Source organism: Arthrobacter sp. H5 (assembly GCF_000520595.1).
Taxonomy (GTDB): domain Bacteria; phylum Actinomycetota; class Actinomycetes; order Actinomycetales; family Micrococcaceae; genus Arthrobacter_D.
Map to the genome: position 1 here is coordinate 22,175 of NZ_KI915009.1, position 13,914 is coordinate 36,088.

A 13,914-nucleotide genomic window follows, 5' to 3' on the forward strand; every position below is an offset into this window, starting at 1 on the left:
CCCGCCGATCTGGCTTGCGATGATCTGGACCCGGTTGTGGTGGAACTCCTCGCCGAGGGAAAGATGCTCGCCCCCACCTTGGTAGAAACCGGCAGCGATCACACGTCCGTCCGTTCCCACCGACCGCACGGCCTCGTGCAGCGCGCGGTAGTTGCCGCTCAGCTCAATCGCGATATCAACGCCCAGTTGTCCGGTCAGCGAGCGGATTTGCTGGCCGGCACCGCCCGCGGCATCGGCGGCAACGGCGTCGCGCGCTCCCATTGTGATGGCAAGCTCGCGGCGCGCCTGAAAGCCGTCGACGGCGATCACGCGGGCTCCGCTCAGGTTGGCCAACCGCGTGGCGAGCAGGCCGATCACTCCCTGGCCGAAGACGGCGACGTCTTCTCCGAGGTGAAGATTGGCGCCCAGCACGGCGTTCAGCGCAATGGCGCCCACCCGGGCGAAAATTCCGTGCAGCGGATCGGTTCCCTCGGGAACCTGCCTGCCAGCCACCGCTTGCGCAGCGACCACAGCCTCACTGCGATGTCCCCAGACCCCATAGACAACATCGCCTACGGTCAGTTGCCCCACGTCCTCAGCAACTTCGACCACCTCACCCACCTCCGAATAGCCCCAGCCGACCACCGGGTAGCGATGAGCCGGCGCTCCTTCGGTGAAGATCCTTTGAACAACATCCCAGCTTTTGGACAGGTAGGGGTTAGAGCCTCGGTAGGCAGTGAGCTCGGTTCCGGCCGAAATTCCCGAGTACCAGGTGCGGATCCGGACCGTGCCCGTCGTCAACGGCTGTCGTTCGCATTCGACCAGTTCAACCGATCCGGGCGCGGAGAATTGCACGATGTTAGGCATGGCTTCTTTCGTTGACGTGGGTATGGGTCAGCCCTTCTCCGCGCCCGCTGTGAGCCCCTCGGTCAAGAGGCGTTCGGCCGCGAAGAAGATGATGATGATGGGGAGCGTAAGAATCACCGATCCGGCCATCAGGACGGTCGTGGGAATCTCGATGCTTCCTGCCAGTTGGGACAGGCCCAGCGAAACAGTCCAGTTCTCCCGTGATTCGACGAGGAACAAGAGGGCGAACAGAAACTCGTTCCACGCAATCATGAAGATGTAGAGCCCGTTGGACACGATCGCCGGCATGGCAAGTGGAAGGCTGATGCGCCTCATGATGGTGAATCGGCTGGCGCCGTCGATCGCTGCCGCTTCTTCCAGGCTGATGGGGATGGTCTCGAAGTAGTTCCGCAGCATATAGATACTGACGGGCACAACCTGGGCCACATAGACGAGCAGGAGGCCCAGCAACTCCCCCCGCAGTCCAATGCGCGTGAAGAAGACAAACAGGGGAATTGCGAGCAGGATGCTTGGGAACAGGTAGACGGCAAGGAAGAGTGCGCTGATCCTTTGCCGGCCGAAGAACTGCAGGCGGCTGATGGCGTAGGACCCCGGGATGGCCAGTATCAGTGTCACCACCACCGTGCCGAGCGCCACCAGTGCACTGTTGCGCATGAAGATCAGGAAGCCCTGGCCACCGTCTGACGGCGACTGGAGTACCGAGGTGTATGTTTCCAGATTGAATTCACCCGCCGACACCCAGAGCGCGCCCGGGTCCTGCAGCAGGCTGGAGATCGGCCGCACCGACAGCACCAGCATGTAGTAGAACGGGAACAGTGTCACGATGAGGATGGTTGCAATCACTATCCAGCGCAGCCAGGTGAGGATGAGTGTCTCCACCCTGTCCCGTGACCACGGCCGGCCGGCAGCAACGGCATTTCGTTCACGACGCGTACGAATCTCAGTCGACATCAGCTGACCTCCTCTTTCTTCGCGAAGAACTTCAGATAAATGCCAACGAGAACCGCGAGAATTACTGCCAGAACCAGCGCCTGGGCTGACGCGGCGCCGATGTCACCGCGCGAAATGAGGAAGTTGTAGACGCGGACAGCCACAACTTCCGTCCCCGCACCGCCGCCGGTGAGGAGGTAGATGTCATCGAAGCTGTTGAAAGTCCAGATGAACCTCAGTACCGAGAGAACCGCGATGGTGGGTAGCAGTTGGGGTAGCAGAATATAACGGAAGCGTTGGGTGGGTGTAGCTCCATCAACACGCGCCGCCTCGTCAAGGCTTGCCGGCACTGCCTGCAAGCGGGCGGTCAGGAAGAGGAAGGCGAAGGGGAAGGAACGCCAGGCTTCGAAAGCGATGACCGTCAGCAGTGCAGTCGGGACGGTGAAGGTCAGTCCGAGGAACGAGACATCACGTTGGCGCTCACTCAGGAAGGGGATGGCCTGGTCCCAGCCCAGGAACTGGGTACCCCAATGATTTACGATGCCGAACTGCGGGTTGAGCATGGTAGTCCACACGAACGTCACGGCAACGATCGGTGCCACGTAGGGAATAAGGGTGGCGGCGCGCACAAGGGTTCTGCCGCGGAACGGTTTGCGTAAGGCAAGAGCCGCTATCAGCCCGAAACCGATTGCCAGCCCGGTTCCTGCGACCGAATAGACCAGAGTGACCAGTAGCGCCTCAAGAAATCCGGGGGAGGAGAACACTTCCGTGAAATTGGAAATGGTGTAGTTGCCCAGGATCCCCGCAGTGCGCAAATTAAGCAGTCGGATCTGCTGGAAGGCGAGCATGATCGTCCACAGGATGGGAAGCACGATCATGACCAGGACAATGATCAGCGTGGGGGAAATCAGGGTGAGGCCTGCCCGCTGCTCCGCCTTCGCCATGGAGGAGCGCTTCCGGCCGGCGCGCTGCACCGGCGCGCCTTCACGCGCCGGTGCAGCGTCCCTGCGGGGGGTGGTGCTCACTCCAGGGAGTCCTGAATGGAACGCAGCGTCTCCGCAGCCTGTTCGGCGGCAGTCTGAGGATCTGCTCCGCCGTTGGCTACGTCGGCCACTGCCTGGGCGATCGGTAGTTCACCCAATGCCGCGCCCGCCAGATCACCCTGACCCTGTGGGATGCCCCACAGCAGAAGGTTATCGACGCCTCCCTGCAGGGAAGCGAGGACATCCTCCGAGTAGAAGTCCTCGAGTGGCGCCTTGGTGTCAACACCTACCGGGAGGGTCTGCCAGGCATCGGAGAATTCAGTTGGATTTTCTGCGGTACCGAATCGGACCGGGACTTTTCCTTCGGGGGCGATGGCAAGCCAGTCCACGTAGCCGTCGCTCATCATGTATTCGACAAACTGTTTGGCCGGCTCGGTGTTGGCGCTTGCGGTGATGCTCCAGTTGGTGATCTGCCCAAACTGGGCGGGATCGCCGCCGTCGGGGCCTTGAATTGCGGCTACAACGCCGGTGTTCTCCGCAAGGAACGCCGGGTTGTCGGCGCACTCCGGGCAGGTAGGCAGGGCATCATTGCGCAGGCCGGCCATCTCATCAAGAACGAAGGTGGACCAGATGAACATCGCTGCTTCGCCTGCGAAGTAGTTCGCGCGCACGGTGTCCACGTCCTGGGCACCGGAAACCGAGTAGTCCTGGATCAGGTTGCCGTAGAAGTCCAGCGCACCAGCGCACTCCGGGCTGTCGAAAAGGATTTCTCCTGCGTCGTCTACCATTTCGCAGCCGTTGCCGAGTGCTACGTGCTCGATGGTCTGCTGGGTGAAGGCATCTCCCGGAGCAGTGGCGCCAACAAAACCAGCCATTTCTGGTGAATCAAGGGCTTCGGCGGCAGCGAGGATATCCTCATAGGTTTCAGGAGCGGCAAGACCCGCCTCGTCGAAAAGGTCTGTGCGGTAGTACAGGAGCTGTGCCCACGACTCGCTTGGAATGGCCAACAGATCTTCGCCGTCCCGGTTGAGCTCAAGTGCCCGCGCGGAGAAGGTGTCCTCGCCGAGCGCTTCCACCACCTCAGCGGTGGCCTGGGTGTTAACAAGCTCGTTGGCGCCGAGTGTGCGCACTTGGGTGAGGCCGATGGACCCGATGACGTCGGGCAGGTCGCCCGCGGCCGCGCCGGAGGTCAGAACCTGGTTGAACTGATCTTCAGCGACGCCAATCAGCTCAACTTCAATGCCCGTCTCTTCGGTAAAGGCGTCGACGATCTCCTGGGTCGCCGCGACCCGGTCAGGGATGGTGTCGGTGGTCTGGACAGTGATGGACTGTCCTTCGCCGTCGGCCTCTCCGCCGCCTCCGCTGTCGCAGGCGGCCAGTGTGCTGACGGTCAGTGCAGCCATCGCGACGGCGGCGGCCACTTTCCGTGGGGGGATCCTACTTTTCATTCGAAGCTCCTATTCACTGTACATAGAACAACGTTGTCCATGCGCACCATTTGTTGGGCGACGCTGCGCGTCCCCTTTGTTGAGGCGCTTCCGTTACGTAGGCACAGCCCACGCGACGGGTAGCTCGGGTCCGCGATGTGCTCCGGTCACCAAACTTATGCTGAAAGACTAGCCTGATGTTAGCTAGCTGTCGAGCAGTTGTGCACAAATCGTTATTCTTAAGTAGGTGGCAGAACCATCAACTGTGATGTTCGCTCTAGTAAGCGGGATACTGTTACATCGCCACAGAGGAGCTGAAGATGACGGCAGGACCGGGAGAGGTGTTTGATCTCATTCGTTATGGCCGCGCACGCACCCGGGGCGATCTACAGGAAGTCACCGGGCTCTCGCGGATGACGGTTGCACAGCGGGTGGACGCACTCCTGGCCTCCGCACTCATTCGTGAGGCTGGAACGGACCGACCATCGGGTGGGCGTAGGCCCACCCGATTGGAGTTCAATATCGAACATTCCATCGTGGTGGCTGCGACGGTCGACACAACACACTCCCATGTGGCGCTGACCGACCTTTCCGGTCGAATTCTTGCGGACGACAGTATCGATCTGGCCATCGTAGACGGGCCGGAAAAAGTACTCCACGGCATCGCGGAAGCAATTCACGGGCTGCTGGCTCATACCGATACTCCCGTCTCACGTGTCTCCGGTATCGGCATATCTGTGCCCGGCCCTGTGGATCCCCGTACCTCACGTCCCAGCCAACCGCCGATCATGCCCGGCTGGGACGCCTATCCGATTGCGGAATTCCTGCACGACGCAGTGCCGGTGCCGGTGTTGGTGGAAAATGACGCTAACGCCATGGCGATCGGGGAACATAGCGCCGGCTTCAAGGATTGTGCCTCGCTCGCTTTGGTGAAGATTTCCACCGGAATCGGGACCGGGATTGTGATCAATGGGCGGGTGTATCAAGGCATCGACGGCGGTGCAGGCGATATTGGCCATGTGCGGCTGGGTGACCATCCCGACGTCGTCTGCCAGTGTGGTGCGCGCGGCTGCCTGGCCGCCGTTGCCAGCGGTCGGGCTATCGCTCAGAAGCTGACCGGCATCGGGATCCCGGCTTCTTCGGGCCGGGATGTGGGTGACCTGATAGCCCGGGGCAATGTCGAGGCGATTCGCCTGACACACGACGCGGGCCGACGCATCGGCGAAGTCATGGCAACCGTCGTGTGCCTTATCAATCCCGGCGTCCTGCTGATTGGCGGCGCCCTCGCATCCTCGTCGCTGCTCAGCGGGGTGCGGGAGACGCTTTACCCGATGTCGCTGCCGCGTGCCACCCGCAACCTGGACGTGAGGCTTGCGCCGATGGGAGACAAGGCGGGCATCGTCGGCATGACCAGAATGGTTGTCGACAAGGTCTTTGCCAGCAGCGCGATCAACGCGCGGCTTAGTGAGCCCGGTCCGGTTCATTAGTGCCGGGAGCCGCGCGGCGAGAACAACCCGTCCACTAAGTCCGCACCCAGAGTGGCCGCGCCGCTGCGGCGGCCTCGGTCACCGCTCGCGCAAGGCAGGCGTGGCCGGCGTCGTTCGGGTGCACCGTGTCCCCGTGCAGCATTACGCCGGGGTCCCAGTCGCCAGCTTCCGCCAGTGCAGCGAAGGGGTGCTCCGCGGCCGCTCCCCTCAGGACGCTGTTGTACAGGTCAACCAAGGGATCCGATCCGCGGTTGTGCGGGGCATGCAGGCTGTAGTCAACCAGATAGGGCTGGGCCACAGCGACCACCAAAGCCTTGGGTGACGTGCGCCTGAAGGCGGTCAGGATGTGCCGCAGTGCGGTGGCGTACTGCCGGGCCGACGACGGCGACTCCCCGCCGAGGCGAAGATCGTTCAGCCCCGTCATGAGTACGTAGAGTGCCGCCGCCGGAGGTGGCACCACCGCGATGGATTCGGCCGTCGCGGAACTGCCGCTCCCGCCAACCCCGCGGTTATCCAGGTCCAGCCCCAGATCCGATGCTGACTGAGCGGCGAAGCATAGTGCCGCTGATGAAGCGCCGTCCCCAGCTGCCCAGGAATGCCCATAGGCAATCAGCGTCTTCCCGTCTCGTCTCATGCTCACACTGGTAACGTTATCAAAAATGTTGTGTTGACCGACGAAGGAAGAGATTGCAGTGGCCAGCAGCTATGAGAAGTTTCCGCGCATCACCGTTCCCGGCGACGCCCGGACGTGGGCAGGCGTCGAAGCCTGGCAGGAGGTGGCGCGCGGCCAACCCCGAACCATCGTGGTGGACACCTATCCGGGAGTGCGACTGGATGAGCTGCAGACCTTTCTCGCCGACGCGTTGCCCGGACACCGGGTGCTGAATGTCGAGGACCTCGCCGCCCGACCGGTGCGCGAGATCGACGAGCTCATCGCGGCAAACCTCACAGATGACCGCGTTTTTGGCGTCCTCAGCCACCACACGCTGGCCGATTTTTACAACCCGGAAAAGCTGGCCGACATTGCAACCAAGGTGTCGACGTCGGACGTTCCAGTGGTCCTGATGGGATGGGGTGCGGCGCTGGTCCCGCTCGCGGAGCGGACACTGGTGTTGGCGGACCTGGCCCGCTGGGAGCTCCAGCAGCGACAGCGCGCGGGGGCGCCGAACTGGCGATGCGACAACGCAACTGAAGACAACCTCCGCAAGTACAAGCGCAGCTTCTTCGTTGAATGGCGGGTTGCCGATCGGCACAAGCGGGAGCTGTTTCCCGCAATGGACTATGTGCTGGACACGAACAACAGCGTGAGCGGGGCCAAGCTCATCACGGCCGATACATTTCATCGGGGAATGGGCGCAGCAGTGTCCGCCCCTTTCAGGGTGGTGCCGTTCTTCGACCCCGGGGTGTGGGGCGGGCAGTGGATGAAGGACGTATGTGGGCTGGATCCCGACGCCGAGAACTACGCCTGGTGCTTCGACTGCGTGCCGGAGGAGAATAGTATCCTGCTTGACGTTGGCGGGGACGTCGTCGAACTGCCCGCCTTGGACGTTGTCCTCACGCAGCCGACACGGCTGCTCGGAGCGTTGACCCATGCCCGCTTCGGGGCGGAGTTCCCCATCCGGTTCGACTTCCTGGATACGATGGGCGGCGGAAATCTCTCGCTGCAGGTACACCCTCTGACGGAATACATCCAGGATCGTTTCGGGATGCACTATACGCAGGACGAAAGCTACTACCTCCTCGACTGTGACAAGGATGCCGTGGTTTACCTCGGCCTGAAGACCGGGACAGATCCCGAAACGATGGTTGCGGCGCTCAAGGACGCGTCCGACGGCGGCACCTCCTTCCCGACGGAAGATTATGTGAACGCCTTCCCGGCCAAAAAACACGACCACTTCTCCATTCCTGCGGGAACCGTGCACTGCTCGGGGGCCAACTCGATGGTGCTGGAAATTTCTGCCACGCCGTACATCTTCACCTTCAAGATGTGGGACTGGGACCGCGTTGGGCTGGACGGCCGCCCCCGACCAATCCATGTGGATCACGCCAGCCGCAACATCCAGTGGGACCGCAATACCGAGTGGGCGCGGGCGCTGCTGGATCAGGTGGAGGAACTGGGCTCAGGGCCGGGATGGTCAGAGGAACGCACCGGTTTGCATGAGCTCGAGTTCCTTGAGGTCCGGCGGCACTGGTTCACCGGTGTTGTCCAGCACCACACCAACGGCACAGTGAATGTGCTCAATCTCGTTGAAGGCGCTGAAGCCGTGGTCGAGAGTCCCTCCGGCGCATTTGCACCCTTCCCGGTCCGGTACGCGGAAACGTTCATCATTCCTGCCGGCGTGGGCGCCTACACCATTCGTCCGTCCGGCGCGGGGATCGGGCAGCGGCTGGGGACAGTGAAGGCGTATGTTCGGGGTACCGGGACTCGACTGGATTTCGCGGCCTAGCTTGCAGTGGCAGACCGTTGTGCCCAGCGGGCTGCCCCGATCAGACAGGCTCCTTCGAATCGATCGGATTGCGTGATCGCCAATAGCCGGAGCTGCGGCCGACCGGCAATGAGTCCCTTCAAGACGGCCGGGTACACGATGCCCCATGACCCGGCCATCGAACCGCCGATGATGAGCGCCTCCGCCTCGAAGTCCAAAAGGCACGGCGCAATCACCTCGCCGAGAGCGGTGAAAGCAGTGTCCAGCACCCGGAAGGCCAAGTCATCGCCCTGCCGGCCCAAGGCTGCTATCTCATGCACGTCCAGCTGCCCTTCGGCTTCCCTGGGCTGATCAGGCGCCGTCGCCGCGGCATACTGCCGCCGGATGGCTCGCCTGGAAACGGCCTCCTCCAGCGCCTCGCCGCGGTAGTTGAGGAGGTGACAACTTCCGTCCGGGGGGACACCCACGCCAGACTTCTGGGGAATGCCGTCGGCGAGGAACGCCGACCCGATGCCGGTTCCCAAGGTGATGCAGACCAGGCGTGTGCTGGCCGGGTAGCTCAGCGCGTGTTCGCCGATACCGAATGCGTCTGCGTCGTTGAGGAAGGTGATTTGGGCGGTATCGATGCCGAGCCTCTTAGCCAGCCCAGCACCGACGTCGGTGCCATTGAGCGTTTCAAACTTACCGACGTGCTCGTAGCGGCCCACGCCATGTACATAGTCGAAGGGGCCGGGAATCGCCACACCCCACCGTGCGTTGTGGTCACTCCCGACGGATTGTGCTGCCTCCGCAACCACGTCGAGGATTATCGAAGCGGAAGCGTCCGCATTCAACGCGATGCGGTGCACGCTTCCTTTCCGCACCGTCCAGGTGTCTAGCCGCTGCATGACCAATGCGGCAGTTACATGTGTTCCACCAATCTCAAGGACAGGAAACGTCGCTGCCACTGGATTCGGTTGTGCTCGCTCCATAGCCCCACTTTCTCATCTGTATCGCGCCCGCTTCACATTCGCCGTCGTCATTGCGCGCCACTTGATAACGTTCAAGGGCACGCAGAGGCCGCCGGCCTTGCCCGAAATAGAAGCCCAGATGAACTTGTCCCATACCAATGCGTCTTCCACCCCGACTGTCCGGGATGTTGCTGCCCTTGCGGGTGTGAGCCCAATGACCGTGTCGCGCACCATGTCCGGGGGGCGGAATGTCCGCCCGGACGTGCAGAAGCGTGTTCGTGACGCCGCGGACCGCCTTGGGTACCGGACCAATCAGAGTGCGCGCAACACCCGGCTGCGCAGGCCAACCGGGCTGATTGGGGTGGCGGTGACCAATCTGGGTAATCCCTACTATGGGCAGTTTGCGCTCGGCGTCGAGGACGTGGCAGCGATAAACAACCGGCATATCCTCATCGGTAACAGCAGGGAAGATCCGGCCCGGGAGATCCAACTCCTCGATGACTTCGCCGGACGCCAGGTCGAAGGGCTTATTGTGGTTCCCGCCGGTAACGGGCTGCTCTCTCACTCGGCGGTCCCGCTGGTGCTTGCGACCCGAGCGATCGAAGGCCTGCAGAGCGACACGGTCCTGGTGGACGATGTTGGCGGTGCTGAAGCGGGTACAGCTTCCCTGGTCGGTGATGGCCACCGGCGGATTGCATTCCTTGGGGATGTGGCCGGCATCCCAACGGCACGGCGCCGCTTCGAGGGATTCGCCCGGGCTTTGCACTCCAACGGGCTGGAGTTTGACCAGGAGTTGATGTTTCCGGTGCGCGACTCCGGCTGTTCCTTTGACGCGGTGGCGAAGTCGCTTGCCCGGCGTGACCCACCCACGGCCTTCTTCTCTGCCAACAACCGCACCACGGTGGGGGCGCTGCGCGCCATCTGCGAGTATCGGAAGAGCCAGACCCTGGTGCCCGCGCTCGCCAGCTTTGACGACGTTGAGTTGGCAGACCTGCTTGGAGTGCCGCTGACCGTCATGTCGCATGACCCGAGGGCACTCGGGGCGCAGGCTGCACTGATGCTCTTTGATCGACTCAGTGGCGAAGCGCCGGACGAACCACGGCTGGTCCACATGCCAGTCACTGTGCGCCGGTACTGAACCTTCATTCAGGGCTCAGGCGAGCGGCCAGTGACCAGCAGGCGTTTCCGGCTAGACGCCGGGGCGATTGAGAACGTCGGCGTCCCACGTCAGGTCCGCACCTTCCCTGATGGTGAGCGTCTCGATGGCTGGATCCTGGCACAGGCCGGACACGAGTTCCAGGCTGCCGGCGATGATGGTGGAAGAGTGCTTTGTCGGTCATCGTCGGGATGTGACCAAGACAGTCGCGCCACGGCCCGTGGTGCGATTGGATCCCACCCCATTACCTGACGGATGCCCGCCATCGTCAAGGGTGTCGTTGTGAGCAAGGAGAAGCGCCTGGTTGAAATACCTTGCACGATATATATCCGTTAGGGTATTCTCGGATGATGGACGCGGTGCTGCACGCATTGGCCGACCCACACCGGCGGGTCATGGTCGAGGCCCTCTGTGCCGGTGAGGCTACGGCGGGCGAGCTCGGCGCGCTGGTGCCGGTGGCCCAGCCGGGCGTCTCGCGTCACCTGTCGGTGCTGCGCGAGGCGGGCCTGGTTGACGTCCGACCCGATGGACAGCGCCGGATCTACCGGTTGCAGCCGGCGGCTCTCGCCGAAGTGGGCGACTGGATCGAACATCGCCAACAGGTCTGGGAACAGCGGATAGCGGCGCTGCACACCGAGGTGGCACGCGGCAAGCGACAACGACTAAGGAGCGAGTGAGCGATGACCCATTTAGGCAAGAGCGGACTGCTCGGCGAGGTGCGGGAGGTCGACGGCGTGTCGACCGTACACGTCGAGGACGTCTACGACACCGACATCGACGACCTGTGGGCGGCGGTCACCGAGCCGGCTCGCCTCGGCCGCTGGATCGCGAAGGTCGACGGGGACCTGTGGCTCGGAGGCCTGTTCGCGGCGTCCTTCACTAGCGGGTGGGAGGGGTCGGGTCGGATCGAGGTATGCGACGCACCGCGCCATCTGCTGCTCACCATGGAGCCGGGTACCCCTGACGAGGCACAGATCGAAGCCGTGCTGACCGCGGAGGCCATGGGGACGCGGTTGGTCGTTGAGGAGCGCGGCCTGCCTGCCGATGAGGCACCCGACCATGGCGCGGGGTGGCAGGCGCACCTTGAGGACTTGCGTGCGGTGCTCGAGGGCCGCGAACCCGGGCCATGGTATGACCGCTGGACGGAGCTCAAGCCCGCTTATCGACAGCCGCGATCGTCGTGATGCAGGCCGTATCCACCGAGCGGGTCGCCCTCCTGACCTACCTCGACGCGCAGCGGTCCAGCGTGCTGGCCATCGTGGCCGACCTCGACGAAGCTTCGTTGCGCAGGTCGGTCGTCCCGAGCGGGTGGACCCCACTTGGGCTCTTGGAGCATCTCGGCCACGCCGAACGGTTCTGGTCCCAGGTTGTGCTTGCGGACCGGGTCTCGCCGTTGCCGTGGCCAGCGGGCGAGGACTCTGGCGGGGGGCCCGCATTCGTGTCGGGTCACGCCGTCGGCGACGTAGTCGTCTTCTACCAAGACCAGAGTGCGCGGACCGACGAGATCCTCGACGGCTTCGCGCTCGACGACCGACCTCCCGGTGTGCACCGACCAGACCTGCCGACCCCCGTCGCCGACGTCCGCGACGTGGTCCTGCACCTCATCGAGGAGACTGCCCGGCACGCCGGTCACCTCGATATCGCGCGGGAACTGCTCGACGGGCGTACCGGCCTCGGTCCCCGCTAGGCGACACCTCTTTGTGTCAATTGACTGGGGAGAGCAGCAACATTGAATTGTCGAGTATTCGAACGAGGTGGTATCTGACGGACGCTGATTCTTGAGCCAATTCCAAGCCCACCAATGATTTCGCCGGCGTATTACCGTCTATTAAGCATCGAACGAATATCTGGTCCATCCAAATGACCAGGGACTAGGAGAGCCCAACATGGCTGCACCTCTCATCTACATCAACTTCCCCGGAACAGCGCGGGAAGCGCTGGGCTACTACGCGGACATCTTCGGGGGCGAATTGTCCCTGCATTCGTACGAGGACTTCGGCAGGACCGACGGCCCTCCGAACGCTGTAGCTCATGGCGTACTCGACGGTGTGGTCGCACTGGCAGGATCGGATGCACCAGCAGGAGAAAAAACAGTACGGCTCGAAGGCCTCATGCTGTCATTGCTGGGGACAGCTGAACCGGCAATCCTCCACGAGTGGTTCGACAAACTCTCAGTCGGCGGATCGGCGATCGACCCCTTAACTCCGAAGCCGTGGGGTGCCTCGGACGGCCAGGTCACTGACCGCCACGGCCTTCGCTGGCTTATCGGCTACGAGCCCGAGGCATGAGCGACGCACACCTGCTCGCCCAGCTCGCGGGCGAGCGAACCCACGTGCTTCAAGCCGTAGAGAAACTCGCGGAGGAAGCAATGAGTCGACCGCTCGTCCCATCAGGCTGGACCATCACGCGGCTGCTCAACCACCTCGCATTCGACGACGAGATGTTCTGGATCTCAGCCGTTCTCGGCGGTGACTCTAGAGCGATCGCGGCCCTGCACGACGGTTGGGCATCCGAACCCATGACTGGCATCCAAGCCATCAGCATCTACAAGCGTGAGATCGCCCGGAGTGATGAAATCCTCACGAAGATCGACCTGGATGTTCCTCCCCGCTGGTGGCCTCCGGCGAGCGTGTTCGCCGCACCACCCATGTCTGACGGGCGTGAAGTCCTGTTTCGCGTGCTGGTCGAGACGTCAGTCCATGCCGGTCACCTCGACATCGTGCGTGAACTTATCGACGGACATCAAAACCTCGTCGTGGACTGATCCCAATACCGGAGACGGGTGACCGGGGGCGACCGCGCCCTGGGTGTGGTCGACTTCTCGATCCTCCCCCGTCTGGGTTACGAGCTGATGCACATTGGCCGAGGCGAAGGGATGGGCCACCGGCATCGCGGGTGCGGCATATGCCATCGACGACGATCTTGGACGAGCCAAGAAAGAAATGGGGGTGGCTGTCCGCACTCGATCAGCGTGCCTTCTGTCTGCCGTTACCTGAAGGTGCTCGAGCAGGCCGGGCTCATCACGAAAACCAGATCCGCCCAGTGGCGGCACTGCCGTATCCAACCCGCGCCGCTTCAGCAGGTTGAGGATTGGATGCGCCCGTATCGAGATTTTCTGGCCTCACGACTGGATCGTCTACAACGGGATCCACGCCACGAAGATATTCTGGCTGCCATGTCGCTGGGAACGTGGCGGTTCATCCTTCCCGGGCGCCATGACGCCGGTAAGCAACGCTTCTGGGAGGAAGCACTCCATGAGGCTTTCCCGCACCTGACAAGGACCCCATACCAACTCGAACGGGCGGTCGAAGGGGTTTACCGGCTCCGTAACCGCGTCGCGCATCTTGAACCACTGATAAACAGCAACGTGCCCGCCCAATTAGTCAACATGCGCACGGTGATCGGGGCCATAGATCCGCAACTGCTGTCCTGGTTTGCCTCCACCGAACGCATCGGATCAACTGAGGTGTCGACGGCCGGGTTGGTTCCGGTCATGGGGTTGGCCAGGGACGCCGGATTGCATGAGTTGACCGATCACTGGTTGACGGTACCTACGGATAAGGGCGCGAACGCCGGTTTGAAGGTCGGCTCCTTGGTAGCCGGGATGGTCGCTGGCGCGGATTCAATCGATGACATGGCCTTGCTGCGCCACGGTGGGATGAAACGCCTTTTTGATGCCTGCTACGCACCCTCGACGCTGGGCTCATTC

At 62.7% G+C, this 13,914-nt stretch carries 14 protein-coding genes and 1 pseudogene; 9 read left to right on the forward strand and 6 right to left on the reverse strand.

The window, feature by feature from the left end; translation table 11 throughout:
- From Y708_RS25610 to Y708_RS0115640, 4 genes are all read right to left on the reverse strand, one after another.
- Positions 1–846: zinc-dependent alcohol dehydrogenase (locus Y708_RS25610; RefSeq protein ID WP_035776599.1), on the reverse strand; the 846-nt coding region annotated here is incomplete at its 3' end.
- Positions 847–873: 27 nt separating this feature from the next.
- Positions 874–1,797, reverse strand: coding sequence for a carbohydrate ABC transporter permease (locus Y708_RS0115630; RefSeq protein ID WP_081746877.1), 924 nt, complete (start codon positions 1,795–1,797; stop codon positions 874–876).
- Positions 1,797–2,801 (reverse strand): carbohydrate ABC transporter permease, encoded by a 1,005-nt coding sequence (locus Y708_RS0115635; protein WP_028280646.1) that lies wholly within the window; start codon positions 2,799–2,801, stop codon positions 1,797–1,799. Before Y708_RS0115635 ends, Y708_RS0115630 begins: the two co-directional genes overlap by 1 nt.
- The gene (locus Y708_RS0115640) at positions 2,798–4,207 is read right to left on the reverse strand and encodes an ABC transporter substrate-binding protein (RefSeq protein WP_028280647.1); all 1,410 of its coding nucleotides are present in this window, start codon (positions 4,205–4,207) and stop codon (positions 2,798–2,800) included. The genes Y708_RS0115635 and Y708_RS0115640 overlap by 4 nt, the downstream gene beginning before the upstream one ends.
- A gap of 299 nt (positions 4,208–4,506) precedes the next feature.
- Between Y708_RS0115640 and Y708_RS0115645 the strand changes: the two genes are divergently transcribed.
- The gene (locus tag Y708_RS0115645; RefSeq protein ID WP_028280648.1) at positions 4,507–5,673 is read left to right on the forward strand and encodes an ROK family transcriptional regulator; all 1,167 of its coding nucleotides are present in this window, start codon (positions 4,507–4,509) and stop codon (positions 5,671–5,673) included.
- A 34-nt stretch (positions 5,674–5,707) separates the two neighbouring features.
- Here Y708_RS0115645 and Y708_RS0115650 read toward each other — a convergent pair whose 3' ends face one another.
- Positions 5,708–6,307, reverse strand: coding sequence for an SGNH/GDSL hydrolase family protein (locus tag Y708_RS0115650; protein ID WP_028280649.1), 600 nt, complete (start codon positions 6,305–6,307; stop codon positions 5,708–5,710).
- A 58-nt stretch (positions 6,308–6,365) separates the two neighbouring features.
- Here Y708_RS0115650 and Y708_RS0115655 point away from each other — a divergent pair, with 58 nt between their 5' ends.
- Positions 6,366–8,120: a class I mannose-6-phosphate isomerase gene (locus Y708_RS0115655; RefSeq protein WP_028280650.1), complete on the forward strand. Its 1,755-nt coding sequence runs from the start codon at positions 6,366–6,368 to the stop codon at positions 8,118–8,120.
- Here Y708_RS0115655 and Y708_RS0115660 read toward each other — a convergent pair.
- Complete coding sequence (locus Y708_RS0115660; protein ID WP_081746878.1) at positions 8,117–9,070, reverse strand: ROK family protein; 954 nt, start codon at positions 9,068–9,070, stop codon at positions 8,117–8,119. The two genes, Y708_RS0115655 and Y708_RS0115660, sit on opposite strands and share 4 nt — an antisense overlap.
- A 118-nt stretch (positions 9,071–9,188) precedes the next feature.
- On the opposite strand from Y708_RS0115660, the gene Y708_RS0115665 reads away from it, so the two are divergent.
- The 7 genes and pseudogenes from Y708_RS0115665 to Y708_RS31140 form a co-directional block, all read left to right on the forward strand.
- Positions 9,189–10,187 carry a LacI family DNA-binding transcriptional regulator gene (locus Y708_RS0115665; RefSeq protein ID WP_028280652.1) on the forward strand — a complete coding sequence of 333 codons (999 nt, stop codon included), beginning with the start codon at positions 9,189–9,191 and terminating at the stop codon, positions 10,185–10,187.
- A 368-nt stretch (positions 10,188–10,555) separates the two neighbouring features.
- On the forward strand, positions 10,556–10,882 hold the full coding sequence (locus Y708_RS0115675; RefSeq protein ID WP_028280653.1) for an ArsR/SmtB family transcription factor: 327 nt from the start codon (positions 10,556–10,558) through the stop codon (positions 10,880–10,882).
- A gap of 3 nt (positions 10,883–10,885) precedes the next feature.
- Positions 10,886–11,389, forward strand: coding sequence for an SRPBCC family protein (locus Y708_RS0115680; protein WP_028280654.1), 504 nt, complete (start codon positions 10,886–10,888; stop codon positions 11,387–11,389).
- On the forward strand, positions 11,389–11,892 hold the full coding sequence (locus tag Y708_RS0115685) for a DinB family protein (RefSeq protein WP_028280655.1): 504 nt from the start codon (positions 11,389–11,391) through the stop codon (positions 11,890–11,892). The genes Y708_RS0115680 and Y708_RS0115685 overlap by 1 nt, the downstream gene beginning before the upstream one ends.
- A 199-nt stretch (positions 11,893–12,091) precedes the next feature.
- Positions 12,092–12,493: a VOC family protein gene (locus Y708_RS0115690; RefSeq protein ID WP_028280656.1), complete on the forward strand. Its 402-nt coding sequence runs from the start codon at positions 12,092–12,094 to the stop codon at positions 12,491–12,493.
- The gene (locus tag Y708_RS0115695) at positions 12,490–12,969 is read left to right on the forward strand and encodes a mycothiol transferase (RefSeq protein WP_028280657.1); all 480 of its coding nucleotides are present in this window, start codon (positions 12,490–12,492) and stop codon (positions 12,967–12,969) included. Before Y708_RS0115690 ends, Y708_RS0115695 begins: the two co-directional genes overlap by 4 nt.
- 411 nt (positions 12,970–13,380) lie before the next feature.
- A pseudogene (locus Y708_RS31140) lies at positions 13,381–13,914 on the forward strand (hypothetical protein); the annotation flags it as partial.